Genomic DNA, 17935 nt, shown 5'->3' on the forward strand with positions numbered 1-17935 from the left:
AACGCTTGCTGTTAAAATTTCGCTTAACATTAAATAACGACATGTTGATATAAATGGATAATACAATTTTACTTTCTAAAGATGATTATATAAGCAAAGGGTTACACCGTAAATGCTATCATCATCCAATAGATCCTAATAAATGCATTAAAGTTAATTACAATGACGGCGCAGAAGAAGAAACAAACCGCGAAATAGCTTATTATAAACACCTTATTAGACGTAATATTGCATTTGATGCATTAGCAAAATATTATGGTCCTGTTTCAACCAATTACGGTAAAGGCCATGTTTTCGAGCTTATTCGAGATTATAATGGTGAAATAGCCATACCACTAGAAAAGTACCTTGCTGATAATACATTAACTAACCAATATTATGATGATTTAGTTATATCATTAAAAAATTTAAAATCAGCTTTATTAAAAGATCGCATTATTACAATGACAATCAAAAGCAAGAATATCTTATTTCAGCATTTAAGTGCAGATAAAAGCCGCTTGATTATTATCGACAATATAGGTAATTCAACCCTTATTCCCATCGCTAATTACATTTCTTTTTTTGCGAAAGCCAAAATTGAACGAACTTGGCAACGTTTTTTAACCTCAATTATTAAAGAAAACAGCCAAAATAAATTAATCACTCGTTTAGTTGAAGATGTGAATCAGTAATCCGAAATTGTGCAATAGCACCTTTCACATTATTAGGTCTATTTTTTAAGGTAAATAGACCTTGATGTAATTTAGCAATACGATTAACAATACTTAAGCCAAGTCCAATACCATTATGTTTGCGATCCATACGAAAAAAGGCTTGAGTCAGTTGTTCGCTTTTAGATTCATCAATGCCGTACCCTTCATCTTCGACCGTAATAACTATGTCTTTTTTATCTTGATAACAACTTACCAAGATTTTAGTGTTATCTGGACTATAGCGGTAGCTATTTTCGACTAGATTACGTACTAAAAGTTTTATCAAAGTTGCATCACCATTAAAAATAAGGTCTTTATTAGTCGTATACCATTCGAGCTGTTGCTGTTTTTTTGAAGTCAATTCTGTCAGCTCATCAGATAGCGGAATCATAATGTCATCATAAAAGTTAATATGCTGATACTGTCCTACAGTAAACTTTTGGCTAGCTCGAGCAAGCATTAATAGTTGTTCGACAGTATTGACTAAACGATCTATACGACTGATTAATTCACTACAATCAATCTTATTTTTATTTTCTAACAATTCTAAATGCAAACGAATCCCTGCTAAAGGTGTTCTCATTTCGTGCGCGACATCAGCAGTAAAAAGCCGTTCTTGAGATAGTGTTGCATTGAGCCTAATAAAAAGATTATTCAATACTGATGTAATAGATTTAATTTCACGCATATTACTTATTGGTATAATGGGTTTCAGGTTCTCCTCGGTACGCTGATTAAGATCTTTCTCTAAAATTTCGAGCGGTTTTGTGATCCGCTTGATCGCTTGGTATGCTAAAAATAGTGTCACTAACATCATTGAAAAAGCTGAACAAAATAAAGCAAAAATAGCTTCAAGTTCTTCATGCTCAACAACCTCATTGATTTTATTTTGACTTAACGTTAAGTTAACTAGAACATCAATTTGCTCTTTGCTTTCATGCCATAACCAAAGAACAGTTATAATTTGGCAAACCAACATAATAAAGCCCAAAGTAAAAAAAAGGTTCCAGCGAATACTGTGCCGTATATTACTCAGTGATTTTGAAATCATAATTTAATTATCTAATTTAAATTAATCGAATTATCAACACTCATTGTTAAGTTGATAGCCATAGCCTCGCACTGTGCGAATCACATTTTTACCTAATTTATTGCGTAATCCATGTATATAAACTTCAAGAACATTAGAACTAGGATCACTTTGCCAATCATAAAGATCATTTTGCAATAAATCTCGATGTACCTTTTCGCCAGCTTTTAACATCAATCGAGATAAGACAATAAACTCTTTTGGCGTTAAAACCACCTCTTGGTTATTAAGAGTCACTTTTTTCTGTTTAATATCAATAGCAATGGAGCCATAACTAATAAGGTTATCAGCAGTACCTTGATCTCGGCGAATTAGCGCTCTTACTCTAGCTAATAATTCAGTTAAAGCAAAAGGTTTAATTAAATAATCATCAGCCCCATTATCTAGACCATCGACTCTATCTTCGATAGTATCGCGAGCAGTTAAAATCAGCACAGGGGTTGAAATATGATTTTTCCGCCAGCGAATGAGCAATTCGAGCCCATCACAATCAGGCAGCCCTAAATCCAGAATAATCAAACTAAATTGTCCAAATTGGATATACTGTTCAGCTTGCTTTCCATTTGATGCAACTTCACAGACATAACCATTGGATGTTATACCATCGTATAGCCCTTTTTGTAGCAAGCTATCATCTTCGACAATTAATATCTTCATTGTTGATTTACCTTAATTTGGATATTAAAACTAATCAAAATGCTCAGTTCATCATTATATATAGTATTCAGTATGTCTAAAGCAGAAAATTGTCTCTACCGACAAGACCATCGATTGAGCAATTTATTAATGCTTATCCAAAATTTTTTAATTAAATACACCGATATAATGCTCACAAGAAATCCAACAGCGATATCTAATGGCCAATGAATACCAAGATAGACTCGGCTCCAGCTAACGAGTACTGCAATTAGAGCAAATAAGTATAAAACTATTCTAAAGCGGCATGTGTAATTGAATAAAACAGTAAAAAAAATTGTCCATACAAATACCGCATGTTGACTTGGTAAAGAGCTTGTGTTGTCGTGGAAAAGATTATGGGTTCCAACGTCAACAGCAAAAGGACGTGGAGAATAAAAACAATGACGAATAATAAAAGCGACAAACAGCGCCACTCCTAAACTAATTACCATTTTTAGTATTAATTGACGATAAAAAGGCCGGATAAACCAACCTATTCCCATAATAATAATAGGTATATAAACCAAATATTTCGCACAAAAAATAGCAAAATAAATAAGCAGTTTTGACGCTTTATCAGAAGCGTTAACTAATAGAAATAGTTGGGTATTAAAATCACACCACATAACCTATTTACCTATATTTATTTAAATTATTAATAATTTAACGCATAAACCTTAAAAGAACCTTAATAAAATTCTTATTTACTAAACGGGCCAATATAGATAGATAGAAAATTATTTAGAATGAAATAATCGACATTTTGGCAAAATAGAAACAGCAAAATCAAGCGATGCGCAGATAATAAAATAAACGACAATAACAAATAAAAAGATCTCAGTTGGATAAACCATACTACGATTATTAACTTGAGTAGCAATAAAAGTAAATTCGGCCACTCCGACAATATAGGCCAAAGAAGTATCTTTAATAAGCGATACCCACTGATTGACAAAAGACGGCAACATCATTTTAAGAGCTTGTGGTAAAATGATAAATAGAATAACTTGCTTTTTAGTCAACCCTAACGAAAATGCGGCTTGCCATTGATCTTTAGCCACCGCAATCATACCGGCATGCACTGAATGACCAATATATGCAGCGCCAATTAAGGATAATGCACATATCACCGTTGCAATAGCTGGCACATCAACATTAAGCAATACAGGTAATAAGAAGTAAGTCCAAAAAATAAGCATAATAACAGGAATTGCTCTTAAAAAGCCAAGTATACCAACTAATAAATAGCGTACTGTTCCTTTTAAGACAGTCAATCCTACGCCTGCAAAAATACCTAACAGTGTTGAAACGATAATTGCAGCAAAACTCATTAACAACGTTAAAAAAATGCCTCCAGGAAAGTTTCCCCACATCATATAACTTAAATTGTTATAAATAACCTCTAAACCTTTAAGTTCCATAATTGATTACACCTTACCTATTTGTAATCGTTTTGCTTGATAAATATTACCTAAAGTGCCAACCATCACTATTGCCAAAATATATAATAAAGTTGCAATGGCAAAATCTTGAAAGGTTTTTAATGATTCGGTTTCAACTTGACGCGATACATAAGAAAGCTCTAGTACACCAATAGCCATTGTTAACGACGAATTTTTGATAATATTCATATACTGCCCAATTAAAGGCGGAAAGGCAATACGAAAGCTTTGCGGTAAAATAATAAATCGCATACTTTGCCACCAAGTTAACCCTAATGCTAATGAAGCCTGTCCTTGCCCTTGTCTTATACCAGCAATGCCGGCTCTAAACTCTTCGGCAATAAAAGCACTGGAATAACACGTTAAACCAACTAAACCAATTATAAATTCAAAGGACGGCATTTTCAGTGAAAAAAAGAACAACGAAATTTGTGGTTCATCAAATAGCCATAACTTAAATTTGACTGGTAATAAATTACCCACACCAAAATACCAAAAAAAGAGTTGAGGTAATAATGGAGAATAACGAAAAATTGCGTTATACCCCATTACAATCCCTTGAATAATCTTAATTCGACTTTGTTGAGCAATAACTAATAAAAAACCCAGTAATGTTGAAAAGACGATAGTAAGCAATGAGATAGCTAACGTAACTAAAAAACCATCCCATAACCACCACCAATAACGGGATTCAAGTAATTGCTCGTGCATAACTTACTGACCTTTACCTATTTTAAAATCACCACGAGGCATAGCTGATGTGGTTTCAGGTCCAAACCAACGATTATAAATTGTTAACGCTTGACCATCTTTTTCAAGTGTTAATAAAATTTGGTTCACTTTTTCTTTCAAACGATCTTCCCCTTTTGGTATACCAACTGCTTGATATTCTTGGGTAATACTAAATGGCGAAATTTCAAATGCTGCGCGTTGTTCTTCTGGCACATTAGCGAGTAAACCAATTAATTTAGCATCATCTTGAGTAATTGCCTGTACAACACCATTACGTAATGCCGCAAAAGCAAATGGCGTATCATCATAAGAAATCACTTTTGCAGTTGGGTATTTTTCACGCAGTGTGATTTCCATGACAGTACCTTTATCGGCACCAATACGAAGGTTCTTTAAATCATCGACTGATTTTAAAACACCTTTTTTTGCTATAAATTTTTGACCAGTCGCAAAATAAGGCAAACTAAAATCAACGGTTTTTGCCCGTTCATCTGTAACAGTAAAATTCGCGACAATTAAATCGGCTTTTTGAGATGTTAATAATGGAATTCGATTAGCAGGATTAGTTGGAACAAGATCAACTTTAACATTGAGTGCTTTACCGATTTCATTTGCATAATCAACGTCAAGACCAACAATTTTATTAGTTTTTTCATCAACATATCCAAATGGCGGGTTACTATCAAATACTGCTATTTTGATTTCCCCGCGTTTTTCGATGTCATCAAGGCGGTCTGCGTAAGCAGAATTTGCACCTAACAAACTACTTATTAATGCGACCACTGTTAGTGATTTAGTCAACAATTTCATCCTGATTCTCCCTAATAAAGGTTATGTTATTTTCAGTTAAAGTCTAACAACAAAGAATCAAATGAATAAATAACAAATACTCACATGGTTATAACTTAAAGTTATAAGTCAAATCAAAAACGCCAAAAATGATGACGTTTTAGATTATATATGTGAACAAATTTTACTTTTCTTTTAACTTATTAATGCTAATAACTAAATCCTTTTCATTACCAAAAGCTCCTGCTTTTGTGATAACTTTAATATCTCCATATTCTTCATGAATCAAATTAGACATTACAATCCCTGGTGAAATTTCTTGTTTTATCGAGCATCCTGCAGCATTAATTTTACTCACAATATTTACCGCTGTATCACCTCCCGTTAAAAAAAGCCCAGTAATATTCGATTTTTTTAGTACACTATCGACAATATAAGCTAAACAGGCCTTAACTTTATTTGCCGTATCATATGATGAGAAACCATTATTTTTTGAAACGGATAAAGTCTTTTCATAGTCTTTTTTACTTTTACAAGTTGTTATAATCACATCATTTTTTTGAGACAATAAAAAGGATATTCTCTCGATATAGTTGTCATAAGTTTTACTATCAAAAATATCAGCTGGCTCAATTTTTACGATATTAATACCTTCTGATTCAGCATAATTAATCTGATCTATTGATACTTGACTAATACTCGCAACAACTCCCAATACAGGATCGGTTGGATACAATGAATTAAAAATCCCTTCTGCTAATCCAGCACTTCCAACATATAGAATTCTTTTATTCAAATTCAATAAAATTTCTGATAATTTCGCTATATGCTTATCTGCGGCTATATCAACAATATGTAAATAACCATCTTTAATACTAAAAGTATTTTCTTCTAATTCAGATATTGGATGGTAATAAACTTGCTCCTTGAATGCTTGTTGTAATATTACAGTTAAATCATCAGTTATAATTGGGCTTAATGGATCTTTTGTTAATTCAGTATTCATTAATAATTGCCCATTTAAATACTGTTTACCATTTTTAGTTATTCTATTTAATTTAGGAAATGCTGGGGCAAATACAATTATATCGGGATGAAAAATGTCTGCTACAGCTTTTATTTCTTGTGCTATATTACCTCTTAGTGTTGAATCTACTTTTTTATAAACAATATCAAACTTCCCTAAAGAATAAACTTCTGAAGTCATTTTTTTAACTTTTAAATAGGCTTCATCGGCACATAAATTTCTTGATTCAGTATCAAGAACAATCGAGTTTGAATGAGAGGTCGGGGTAAGTAATACATCAACAGCTATTCCTCTTTTTTTCATTTGAATACCTGTATCATTGGCACCTGTATAATCGTCTGCAATAATTAAATATTGTGTTGTCATTTTGTTTCTCCCTTATTAGCATCTTTTTCTAATTTTGCTTTAAGTTTCTTGTTTTCTAATTTATTTAGAAAACTAACTAAAATAGGGCATAAAACAGCAGTAACAATAACAGCAGCCGCCACTTGTGCTGTAGCTTGAGGCATAATTTCAGCAAAAGTAGGATCTACTGCTGCTACTGCTGCAGGAGTTGCAACTGCATTACCTGCTGTTGCACCTACCGCAGCACCAACTTGAGGAAATTTGAAACGGAAGAGTTTAAAAGCAAAATATCCAGCAAATCCAGTGATTACAACACAACTGATACCTAAAATAATACCTGACACTCCAGCGCTAATGAGCTGGTTAAAATTTAATGCAGCGCCTAAGGGAAATGCAAATAAAGGGATAAGTATACTTGTTCCTGGAGCTAAAAATTTTCTTATATTATCATCCAAATTACCTAAAACAAGACCGAGTAAAATTGGAATTAATGCGGCTAATAAAACTGTAAATGAAATTTGTGCTAACCCAGTGGCACCAAAAGCTAACATTGTAAAGAATGGACCATCAGATAACGCTATAATTGATACTGCTCCAACATCTGTTGAATCTCCATATTCACCGGCCAATGCAGCGTATAAACCACCATTTTTATTGGTTAATGAAGCAATGATTGCTAGTGGGGTAATTCCAAGTACACCATATATACCCCAAAAATGGTTCACTAAAATACCTAATAATGCTCCTATTATAACTTTTACAACTAATAGGATAATTCCTTTTAATACAGGTAGACCTGCTTGTCTAATTTGAATTTGTGCACCATTACACATTAAAAAAGCAGCCAATAAGGCTGGAGCTCCTGTTTTTAGCAATGCCTCAGTAAAGCCTCCAATTGTAAAAACTTGAGGAGCGAAGGTATTAGTAATGGCGCCAAGTACTAATGGAACAACCATTAATCCGCCTGGTATTTTTTTTACCGTATTTAAAATATTCATAATAACTCCTTTGAAAAAGCTTTCGTATAACTTGTGATAAATTATCAACATCATGGATGATTTAAATAAATCATTTTTGATTTATTTAAATCACATATTAATTATATAAATTAATAAAAACAGTTTTTTTGATTGTTTTTATGATTTTGATCACACATAAACAACATTAATGATTAATTTAAATCATTTTAAATGGATTTTTGATAAAAAAAGTTATATAGTTAATCTAAAAGAAGATATAAATTTAATATTTGTAATTAAAGGAGATATATCGTGTCAAAAATCATAGCAATAACAATGGGGGATCCTGCTGGTATTGGACCTGAAATTATTGTCAAAGCATTACAATCTGATGTGCTTAAAAATGTGCATTCTGTTGTAATTGGTTCTGCAAAGCTTTTAGAAAAACAATTAAAAATGGGACTATTCAATAATGTTGCGATTAACGTAATTGATCATGTTAATAAAGCTACTTTTAAACCTAATGTTATTAATGTGATTGATATAAAATTAGAAGATATTGACTCATTAAAACCAGGCGAACTACAACCACAAGCGGGAGATTTAGCATATCGTTGTGTAGTAAAAGCCACTGAACTTGCTTTAAACGGAGACGTAGCAGCGATTGCAACTGCGCCATTAAACAAAGAGGCGTTGCATTCTGCTGGACATATGTACCCAGGTCATACCGAACTATTGGCAAAATTAACCAATAGTAAAGATGTTGCAATGGTTCTTTATACAGATACCCTTAAAGTTATTCATGTGACTACCCATGTTTCATTACGTAACTTTTTAAACAACTTAAGTTGTGAGCGAGTTGAAAAAGTCATTAAAATCGCTGATCAATTTCTTAAAAAAGTTGGAATTAAACAACCTAAAATTGCAGTTGCAGGGGTAAATCCTCATGCGGGGGAACATGGCTTGTTTGGCGATGAAGAGATAAAATTTGTTACCCCAGCTATTGAAAAAATGCGTAATCAAGGTATTAATGCAATTGGGCCATGCGCTCCAGATACCGTTTTTTTACAAGCCCATCAAGGCAAGTTTGATATAGTTGTAGCTATGTATCACGATCAAGGCCATATTCCGTTAAAATTATTAGGGTTTTATGATGGTGTTAATATTGCGGCAGGTTTACCATTCATTAGAACTTCGGCTGACCATGGCACAGCATATGACATTGCTTGGCAAGGTGTTGCTAAACCAGATAGTATGATAGAATCAATTCGATTAGCTGAACTGTTATCTTAAACAACCGCATAACTAAAAAACGAGGATTGTGCTGTGAGAAAATATAATCGACTAGATCAAATCATGGACTATCTTAAAATTCATAATCTGGTAACTGTCGAAGAATTAGTTATAGCAACAGAAGCTTCTCCTGCCACAATTCGTCGCGATTTAATAAAATTAGATCAGCAAGGCGTAATAAGCCGAACACATGGAGGGGTGACACTAAATCGATTTATTCCCACCCAGCCTACAACACTAGAAAAACTGCATAAAAGTTTTACCGAAAAACAACTTATCGCAGATATAGCAGCACAATTAATAAAAGCTGGTGATTCAATCGCTTTAGATGCTGGTACCACAACACTTGAAATTGCGAAAAGAATCACCCAAATGCCAATTAGAGTTATCACATCCGACTTACATATTGCCCTATTCTTGTCTGAATTTAAGCAAATTGAAGTGACAATCATTGGGGGCAAAATTGATGACAGTAGTCAGTCCTGCATTGGTGAACATGGACGTTCATTATTACAACAGATCAATCCTGATATATCGTTCATTAGTTGTAATTCATGGAGCCTTAACAAGGGTGTAACCGCTCCAACAGAAGATAAAGCCTTAATTAAAGCAAGTTTTGCCGAAAAAGCCGATCGTGTGGTGCTTGTAGCCGATAGTAGCAAATATAATTGTTATTCATTATTTACATCAATTCCACTAAATCGCTTTACTGACATTATTACCGATAATCATTTAGATGAAGAAACATTACAACTTCTAAAGTGCCAACCATTTAAATTGCACATTGCAAATTAGTTTACAATCATCACCAACATAAAAGCACAGTGTTTTACAATATTGATTACCCAACTATCTCACTATCAACAAAAAAGTAAGCAATTTCCTTTTCGGCCGAGGTTAAAGAGTCTGAACCATGTACGGCATTTTCGGTCATGCTATCAGCAAAGTCAGCCCGTAAAGTGCCTGTGGTTGCTTTAGATAGATCAGTCGGTCCCATCAATTCCCTATAACGTTTAATGGCATTATCGCCTTCAAGAATCTGAACAACTATTGGGCCAGATATCATAAAGTTAACTAATTTATCAAAAAATGATTTACCTTGATGCTCTGCATAAAAGCCTTCAGCTTGTTCTTTCGTTAATCTAAGCATTTTTAATGCAACAATGTTGAGTTTTGCTTGGTTGATACGCGTGACTATTTCACCAATCAATTGCTTTTTAACGGCATTGGGTTTGATGATGGATAATGTTCGTTCAATAGTCATATGCTTGCTCCTAGTTAATCAAGGGTAAATGACAGTCGTAAAATTTGACCACTTTGATCTAATAGTAATAGATGATGTAAACCTGTTTGAGTTACCCTTAAGGCAACTTTTTGATCGTCATGGGTTTGCTCAATCAGATCACCATCTAGAAACCACCATTTATCGCCTGTACCACCCTGTGGTGTTACATCAATGGTAACATCTTGTTGCCCGGGTAAACGTTTTACCCATTGTTTATCTCGCAGGCCAATAATATTAAGTGGTGAAAAGACATCTTTACCAAACACCGGGCAATCTTTATCCATTTCAGGAAATAGCGATTGCCTGCGTTCTTTCGGTAACAGCCAATTTTCTAACGCTATTGGCCATAATGCAATCTGTTTTTTGTGCGCATTAAAACAATCCGCAGACACACGTTTGCCCTCATTATTAACCCAAATAGTGACCCACCCTGAACGATAGATATTGTTATTAAGCACCGTAAGCGTATCAAGCGTTGGAGGAATCATATTATTTAATATCCAAGCATTTTTCTGCCGGTGACAGTTTTCATCGTTTGCTGGCAGAGCTTGCCCTGATGGCCAACAAATTTTTGCTGAAGTCACCGTTGCCGGTTTTGTTACTAAAGGTAATGGTCTATTGAGTCGTCGCTCTTTATTTAATAATAACGAGTTAACTTGTTGTAAAATCGGCACCGCGGTAATACTGCCGTATTGTCCAACAACAGGCGTTCCATCAGGACGACCAACCCAAACACCAATTAAATAACGAGGGTTCATACCAACCGCCCAAGCATCACGATAGCCATAACTAGTACCTGTTTTATAGACAAGTTGATGATTATTAACTAGCATCTGCCTTGTGATCCATGCGCTACCATCGCTAATAAATGGCTTACTTAGCAATGGTTCATCTTGCGTAAAACGTAAAGGACTAACTTGTCCATGACGAGCAAAGGCACTATAGGCGCTGACCAAATTATCCATTCTTAACGATGCACCACCTAATATATACGATATATTAGGATTATTACCGTTAGACTCAAGCGGTAAACCAATACTAGCAAGCTTACCGGCAAACCGTTTAGGACCATAAAGCTCAATTAGCTCAACCGCAGGTAAATTTAATGAATTTTTTAATGCTTCTGAAGCACTGATTGGACCATAAAAATCTTCATCAAAATTTGTAGGCCTATAATCAGAACTGATTCGCGGTGTATCTTGCAATAGCGACTCAGAATGAATCATACCATCATCAATTGCTAGCGCATACATAAAAGGCTTTAATGTTGACCCTGGTGAGCGAAGTGAGCTTATCATATCGACCTGACCAAACCGCTCTTTATCATTAAAATCAACTGAACCTATATAACCTTTTACTGACATATCGGTATGATCAACAACTAAAATAGCCAGCGAAGTTTTGGGGGGGAGTTGGTTTTTACGATTATTGGCAATATCTTCAAGACTATATTGCAAAGATAAATCGATAGTTGATTGAATAATATCGATATTTGGGTATTGTTGGTTTAATCTTCGAGCTAACAGAGGCGCAAGTTGTGGCTTTTTACGTGGGTAAACCCAGACCTCTTCTTTTTGAACTTGCTCTATAATATCAGGTGACCATACTCGGTATTGAGCTAACCTTGCTAAAACCTTGTCCCGAGCCTGTTTGGCGCGCTTAGGATATCTATCAGGACGCAAACGGCTTGGCGCTTGTGGCAATACCGCTAATAACACCGCCTCGCTACGCGTTAACGCTTTTGGCGCTTTACCAAAATAAGACCAACTCGCCGCTCCCAAACCCTCGATAGTGCCGCCAAATGGTGCTCGGTTAATATACAAAGTTAAAATCTCGTCTTTGGTAAAATGCAGCTCAAGTTGTAACGTTCGAAATATTTGCTTCAACTTACCTATCATCGTACGATCATGCGGATAGAGCAACCTTGCAACTTGCATCGAAATCGTACTCCCACCCGAAATAATTCGCTTATTGGTGATATTTTGCCAAGCGGCTCGTAGTAATGAAGCGGGGTTAATACCCACATGCTCATAAAAATGGCGATCTTCATAATTCAGCAACACATCAAGATAATCGTTAGGCACATCATCTAATTGGATTGGATACCGCCAAACACCATTTTCATCAGCGAAACGCCAAAGGGGTGTGCCATCTTCAGCAAGAATGGTTTGTGTCGTTTTATTGTTTGTAATAGAGAGTGGAAAGAAATGATCGACAACAAAAAAGCCGCCTAATAATACAAGGATGAAAAAAAACAAGAAAACTAAAATATAGCGCAGGCACTTTTTCATTTTGTCAAAAGCTTCAAAAAACTATAGTTGAATATAAAATAGATACCGCTAACGAATGTTAGCGGTATCTATTTATTTATATTTTTAATCATCAAACCGAATTAAGACCTACTATTGTTGATCTGAAATATTCGATTCACCATTACGCTCAACAATAGATATCAAATCAAAGGATTGACCAATGGCAAACCTCTCAGGGCGATACATTGATTCGACGTAAGGATATGGAATCATATAATTCCCCGCTGTTACCGCCCTAGCTAAATAAGCAACGCGAGTACGATATGTACCATCACTCACATAATGATTAATATCAACGGCCGCAACGTATCTATCATCACGAAATTCTTGATATTTAACATCATTGCTGTCTTCATCTTTCAACAAATTAGCTAGTTCAGGAATAGCCTGCAAACTCACACTACTATTGGTTAGATTTTGATTTTCTAACTCAACACCAGCCGGTAAAAAATCAACAATCAATGCATCGTGAACAGCTTCTTTATGCGCGTTAACTTCTAATAAAACTACCATCAAATCCCCTACTTTCATATTATTCGGTTGAATTTTATTACCGTTCAAATCGTAATAAGTACGTTTAATGGTTAATTCACTATTATCACTTGTTGGCGCTGGGGACTTCTTGCCATAACCTGAAACAGTGAATTTGACATAAAGCGGCTGCGCATTTTCTGGATTTGAAATGGTTAAGCCATTAGACAAATCAGCAAAATCCAAAGAGCGCGAGAGTGCTGAATTGACATTATTTGTATGATTATTAATCACAACATCAAATTTTTGCGAGGATTTATGTTGCTCTAACGACCAACCCGCCATAAATAAGGCATTAAGTTCCTGCGTTGAAAAATAACGCGTATCATTGAGTAAATCTGATAACTGAATTAAATAATCCGCTTGTTTATCAACACTGAGTCCGTTGTCGACCAATAAAGATAACACCAATGCGTTATCACGAATAGCACTACCATATTCACCCAACCAAGAATATTGATGATTATAACTTGTAGTAAATACCTGCGGCATTAAACTGTCATAGATATTATCAAAACCAGCCAGTTTCGCAGATAGTGCCAACTGAGCAATCGGCAGAGGTGAAAACACCTTAACATTACCCTGAGTGATCTGTTGATACATTCGATTAATTTCGTTACGCACCGATACCGTGATTTTATTTTGCTTTGTCAGCACCATTAAAGCATAAGCTTTAGTAGCAAAATGTGTATAATCAATTACTTGTGAGTTATCGTAGTAATTTTGCAAACTATTAAACGCATTGGTATCGTAAACATATTGGCTAATACGCGAAATGGCCGCATCAAGTGCATTATTATTCACATTATAGCCCCGCTCTTTGGCTTGCAATAAAAAGTCAGTTGCATACACAGTTAGCCAATATTCTTCGGCACTATCTCTACTCCACAAACCAAAACTACCATTATTGCGTTGCATTGATAAAATGCGCGAAATACCCAATTGCACTTTTTCACGTCGTTTGTCATCCGATTCGGTTTTAATCCCTAAAGCAGAAAGCTGCTCTTGGTTTGCATATAATGACGGTGTTAAACCACTAATGGTCTGTTCCAAACAGCCATATGGATAGGCAAATAACGTTTTAACATATTGAGCAATATTGAGCGGAGGTTGATTTGATACAATTAATTTACCATCAACGGTATTGTCAATCATATCAACAAGACTATCTCCAGGTAATGACCAGCTTTCACCTCCATTGATTGCTATAGAATAATACCGTGTGGTTGCGGCATAAGCAGGTCTAACACCAATGTTCCAAGATCGTTTGATCTGGTAATCAGAACCATCTTCTAACAAAATACCCTTAACATTAACAGTAACCGTACCTTGCCCATAGCCATAATCAGCAGCTATTGGCACTTGAATAATTTGTCTTTGCTTGCTATCAAGCGTTAATGTTACTACCTTATCTGAATTTTGATAAACCAAACCATCAGTAGAAACCTCGATCTGCATCGTTTGTGCTTTGTCAGTTAGATTATTCAAATCCAACGCCAAATTAGCCTGATCACCGCCCGATAAAAAGCGCGGTGTTGATAGTTCAGCCACCACTGGTGATGCAACAAGCATGGTTTGTTCAGCCTTACCAAAACGCGTATCATCCCATGCTTGTGCCATTATGCGCAATTCACCATTAAAATCAGGTAAAGCAAGGTCAACAACACCTTCGCCATCATCATTTAACTGAATGGTTTGCAATTGCTGAGCCACAATATTAACATCATTTGATGGCTTTTTACCGCCTGCACTAGCACCAAGCATTGCATCACCACCAAAGCTCATATTGACATTGCGCCCTTTACCTTCAATCAACTTACCATAAACATCATAAAGATCGACGTTATAACGTTTACGGCCCAAAAACGTACTATAAGGATCAGGCGTTACAAAATTGGTAATATTTAGCACACCAGAATCCACAGCCGAAACTAACACCGTTACCTTATGATTTTGCTGGATTGCATTTTTATCCATTTTGATTGTTATTGGAATGGTCTTTTCAGGCTCTGTCTTTTTGGGCGCTTCAATACTTACATTTAATTGACGATCAGACGTATCAATTGGCAAATAAAGTAAACCAATCGCCCGCTTAATGGTCTGTACCGCGGCATCGGTTGATGGTCGAATAATCATCGCACTAATATAAATATCATGACGCCCCCAATCTTGAATTGGAATATCGACATCAAGACCATCGTCATCAACGGTAATATCTTGCTTCCACAACATACCATCATTGGTTTCGAGCGAAATATAGCCAGAACCCGCAACAGGAGCTTGAACATGTATTTTAGCAGTATCACCAACGGAATAAGCTGTCTTATCAAGACTTAATTTAACCTGATCAGGACGAACAGAATGGGTACCGTTGGTATTATCCTCCCAATCGTAACCACTTCTAAAACGTAAGCTACTGGTCACACCATTTTTAGTATCAATCACCTCAATACGGTAAGAGCCATAATCATCGGTTTGGTAGCTTACTTTAGCGGTGCCATTTTCATCAATAGAAAGCGGTTGCTCTTGCACAACAAATTCGTTCGAATTGTACTCTTGATGCCATCCTGAATCGTCAGACCAGCTCCAATAGTAATTGCGGCGCTCACGAATAACCCTTGCCTTTAAGTTCCTTGCTGCCAGCTTATTGCCCTCAACGTCGACATAAGCTACTTCAAACTCAGCATTGGCGCCTTTATCAACCGTCGGGCTGTTTTGATAGCGATCTAACGACCAATCATAATAAGGTGATTGGGAAAACAACGCACGCACAGCCGGCATTTGCTCGCTTGGCCAAATAGCTTGACTGGCATAACGCGTCACTGGCCGACCACCAGAATCAAGCAAACTGGCTTGTAAAACCACATTAATAGGGGAACTTAACTTACCCCAATCTTTAGTATTAATCTTAATTTGCGCAATACCATTGTTATCTAAAAGCGTATCAATATTATCAAGCTGACGATCTCCCCCATTATCAACCACATTACCGATTTTATAATCAGCAAGCTCAGGGATTGTATCGATCTTCTTAACATAAACATAACTTTCTAAACGATTACCCGAAGCAGGGGCACCATAAAGATACCAACCTTTAACGTCAAAACGAATTTCATTATCAAGCATGATAGGGTTGTTTGATGTGGTAGTAATTTCCATCCCCATGCGCTCTGGCAAAAATTCCTCAACATTAAAATAAGCATAACGGTAATTATCATCCCCTAAATTAAAACGAAAAGCCCATTTGCCTGTTTCGGCATTCGCTGGAATAGCATATTGCCATTGGTATAAACCGTTTGAATCAGCTTTCGCTTTGATTGTAAAATTTTCAACCACCAAATTATCGGGTGACATAACATCAACCACAATCGGCTGAACAGGCAACGGCTTACCATTGGCATCACGCAAAAGCGCATTAAAATAGACCGTCTCTTTCGGCCGATATAAGTCACGAGCGCCAAAAGCAAACAACTGTTTTTGATAAAAAGCCGAACCCATTAAATTATATTCACTTAAATTTAATGCACCACGATCCAAATTAACCAAAGAAATCTGCTTACCATCGCTTGCTGTCAACAAAGCGTACTCCATACCTTTAGGCAAAGTTATATCGGCATAACCATTAGCGTCAGTTTTGGCAGAAACTGTTTTACAGTCCTTATTACTGTCTCGAATACTTTTGCTACATAAAACCGATAAATTGATATCGGAAAGAGGTTTTCCATTATCTAATGCATGGGTAATGACTGATAATTTACCGTTTTCATAGGCATGCACTGCAAAACCAATATTACTGATCGAAAACATCGATACAGGATTTGAATAATTATGAATTCCAGCTTGATTCATCACCGCAAAATAAACACCCTCTTGTTGTAATGGTGTAATGGACGACAAATCAAGTAATACGGTTTCTTGTGAATTACGTTTTGGATTTAAGTCAAATCGAGACGTATAAACTAAATCAACAAACTGATATAAATCCTTAGAGTCCCAAAATGACAATTGATTCATAAAACCATAATTATCAATAAAATCAGACAGCTTTTCAGGCTTAATTTTAAAAAAGTTAACATCGACCTTATCAACGTTAAGAGTAACCACAGGCAAACCACTCATTGATTTGCTTGGCAACAAATAACCACTGCTAGCAAACCCAACCATTGGCTTACGATCTTGAGTTTTAATATGAGTTTGATAAACCGCGGCTAAACTACTACCGTTAATACCTGCTAACATCTTATCTATAGTGAGTTCTAAATCACGGTTTGGTTCAAGGTAACGATGTCTTAATTCTAATCCATTGTCAGACAATTCCCATGCACCATCAACATTCCCCGTTTGACGATCGACTAAACGCAACAAATTCGAAAATTTAAGATTAGGATTTAAAGGAACAGAAAAGGTAATAACCAGTGTACTTGAACCATCAAGAATAACTTCCGAACTATCAATGACCTTTAATTCTTTATCATGATATTTTTCGACTAATTCTGGGGTAGGTTTAAAAAGTGACTTGGATTGATTGTCTATTTTAGCGTTATCATTGGGATCGGTTGTATGGTTATTATCAACTAATTCCGATGGCGTTGTTGATAGTTCAGAATTTGCATTTTGCTTAGCATCTTTATTATCACAGCTAACTAATACTAATAGCATACTCAATACAGCGGCCTGTTTGACTAATCCCATTTTCATTACACCCCATATATCATAATCTATCATAATCGCTATTGTGGATTATTTTTATTTATTAA

14 protein-coding genes are annotated in these 17935 nt (G+C 35.6%); 3 read left to right on the forward strand and 11 right to left on the reverse strand.

Translation table 11 applies throughout. From position 1 onward, the window contains the following. Positions 1-53 precede the first annotated feature (53 nt). Positions 54-674, forward strand: coding sequence for a YrbL family protein (locus tag GYX25_RS04800; protein WP_091350865.1), 621 nt, complete (start codon positions 54-56; stop codon positions 672-674). On the opposite strand, the gene pmrB is transcribed toward GYX25_RS04800, so the two are convergent. The 8 genes from pmrB to GYX25_RS04840 form a co-directional block, all read right to left on the reverse strand. Beyond that, on the reverse strand, positions 643-1746 hold the full coding sequence (gene pmrB, locus GYX25_RS04805) for a two-component system sensor histidine kinase PmrB (RefSeq protein WP_091350862.1): 1104 nt from the start codon (positions 1744-1746) through the stop codon (positions 643-645). The two genes, GYX25_RS04800 and pmrB, sit on opposite strands and share 32 nt — an antisense overlap. A 33-nt stretch (positions 1747-1779) precedes the next feature. After that, positions 1780-2442 carry a two-component system response regulator PmrA gene (gene pmrA, locus GYX25_RS04810; RefSeq protein ID WP_091350860.1) on the reverse strand — a complete coding sequence of 221 codons (663 nt, stop codon included), beginning with the start codon at positions 2440-2442 and terminating at the stop codon, positions 1780-1782. A 95-nt stretch (positions 2443-2537) separates the two neighbouring features. Beyond that, positions 2538-3089, reverse strand: a complete 552-nt coding sequence (locus GYX25_RS04815) for a phosphatase PAP2 family protein (protein WP_174786842.1) — start codon at positions 3087-3089, stop codon at positions 2538-2540. A gap of 111 nt (positions 3090-3200) precedes the next feature. Next, the gene (locus tag GYX25_RS04820) at positions 3201-3884 is read right to left on the reverse strand and encodes an amino acid ABC transporter permease (RefSeq protein WP_174786843.1); all 684 of its coding nucleotides are present in this window, start codon (positions 3882-3884) and stop codon (positions 3201-3203) included. Positions 3885-3890: 6 nt separating this feature from the next. Beyond that, positions 3891-4616: an amino acid ABC transporter permease gene (locus tag GYX25_RS04825; protein ID WP_174786844.1), complete on the reverse strand. Its 726-nt coding sequence runs from the start codon at positions 4614-4616 to the stop codon at positions 3891-3893. A 3-nt stretch (positions 4617-4619) separates the two neighbouring features. Beyond that, positions 4620-5453, reverse strand: a complete 834-nt coding sequence (locus tag GYX25_RS04830; protein ID WP_446718913.1) for an ABC transporter substrate-binding protein — start codon at positions 5451-5453, stop codon at positions 4620-4622. Positions 5454-5610: 157 nt separating this feature from the next. Beyond that, positions 5611-6819: a four-carbon acid sugar kinase family protein gene (locus tag GYX25_RS04835; protein ID WP_174786846.1), complete on the reverse strand. Its 1209-nt coding sequence runs from the start codon at positions 6817-6819 to the stop codon at positions 5611-5613. Continuing rightward, on the reverse strand, positions 6816-7796 hold the full coding sequence (locus GYX25_RS04840) for a 2-keto-3-deoxygluconate permease (protein WP_091350844.1): 981 nt from the start codon (positions 7794-7796) through the stop codon (positions 6816-6818). The genes GYX25_RS04835 and GYX25_RS04840 overlap by 4 nt, the downstream gene beginning before the upstream one ends. Positions 7797-8069: 273 nt before the next feature. On the opposite strand from GYX25_RS04840, the gene pdxA reads away from it, so the two are divergent. Together pdxA and GYX25_RS04850 are read left to right on the forward strand one after the other, a co-directional pair. Further along, positions 8070-9050: a 4-hydroxythreonine-4-phosphate dehydrogenase PdxA gene (pdxA, locus tag GYX25_RS04845; protein WP_091350842.1), complete on the forward strand. Its 981-nt coding sequence runs from the start codon at positions 8070-8072 to the stop codon at positions 9048-9050. 33 nt (positions 9051-9083) lie between these two features. Beyond that, entirely contained in the window at positions 9084-9845 is a 762-nt protein-coding gene (locus GYX25_RS04850; protein ID WP_091350840.1) for a DeoR/GlpR family DNA-binding transcription regulator, read from the forward strand. Between the two features lie 46 nt (positions 9846-9891). Here GYX25_RS04850 and ndk read toward each other — a convergent pair whose 3' ends face one another. The 3 genes from ndk to GYX25_RS04865 form a co-directional block, all read right to left on the reverse strand. Beyond that, positions 9892-10314: a nucleoside-diphosphate kinase gene (gene ndk, locus GYX25_RS04855; protein ID WP_174786847.1), complete on the reverse strand. Its 423-nt coding sequence runs from the start codon at positions 10312-10314 to the stop codon at positions 9892-9894. A 14-nt stretch (positions 10315-10328) separates the two neighbouring features. Then, entirely contained in the window at positions 10329-12626 is a 2298-nt protein-coding gene (gene pbpC, locus GYX25_RS04860; protein ID WP_174786848.1) for a penicillin-binding protein 1C, read from the reverse strand. Between the two features lie 111 nt (positions 12627-12737). Continuing rightward, on the reverse strand, positions 12738-17870 hold the full coding sequence (locus GYX25_RS04865; protein ID WP_174786849.1) for an alpha-2-macroglobulin family protein: 5133 nt from the start codon (positions 17868-17870) through the stop codon (positions 12738-12740). Positions 17871-17935: the final 65 nt, after the last annotated feature.

Origin of the sequence: Gilliamella sp. ESL0254 (genome assembly GCF_013344985.1) — a bacterium.
Taxonomy (GTDB): domain Bacteria; phylum Pseudomonadota; class Gammaproteobacteria; order Enterobacterales; family Orbaceae; genus Gilliamella; species Gilliamella bombicola.

Bases quoted from the DNA above. Each gene is read 5' to 3' on its own strand.
- GYX25_RS04800 (WP_091350865.1), top strand. From the start codon at position 54: ATGGATAATACAATTTTACTTTCTAAAGATGATTATATAAGCAAAGGG.
- pmrB (WP_091350862.1), bottom strand. From the start codon at position 1,746: ATGATTTCAAAATCACTGAGTAATATACGGCACAGTATTCGCTGGAAC.
- pmrA (WP_091350860.1), bottom strand. From the start codon at position 2,442: ATGAAGATATTAATTGTCGAAGATGATAGCTTGCTACAAAAAGGGCTA.
- GYX25_RS04815 (WP_174786842.1), bottom strand. From the start codon at position 3,089: ATGTGGTGTGATTTTAATACCCAACTATTTCTATTAGTTAACGCTTCT.
- GYX25_RS04820 (WP_174786843.1), bottom strand. From the start codon at position 3,884: ATGGAACTTAAAGGTTTAGAGGTTATTTATAACAATTTAAGTTATATG.
- GYX25_RS04825 (WP_174786844.1), bottom strand. From the start codon at position 4,616: ATGCACGAGCAATTACTTGAATCCCGTTATTGGTGGTGGTTATGGGAT.
- GYX25_RS04835 (WP_174786846.1), bottom strand. From the start codon at position 6,819: ATGACAACACAATATTTAATTATTGCAGACGATTATACAGGTGCCAAT.
- GYX25_RS04840 (WP_091350844.1), bottom strand. From the start codon at position 7,796: ATGAATATTTTAAATACGGTAAAAAAAATACCAGGCGGATTAATGGTT.
- ndk (WP_174786847.1), bottom strand. From the start codon at position 10,314: ATGACTATTGAACGAACATTATCCATCATCAAACCCAATGCCGTTAAA.
- pbpC (WP_174786848.1), bottom strand. From the start codon at position 12,626: ATGAAAAAGTGCCTGCGCTATATTTTAGTTTTCTTGTTTTTTTTCATC.
- GYX25_RS04865 (WP_174786849.1), bottom strand. From the start codon at position 17,870: ATGGGATTAGTCAAACAGGCCGCTGTATTGAGTATGCTATTAGTATTA.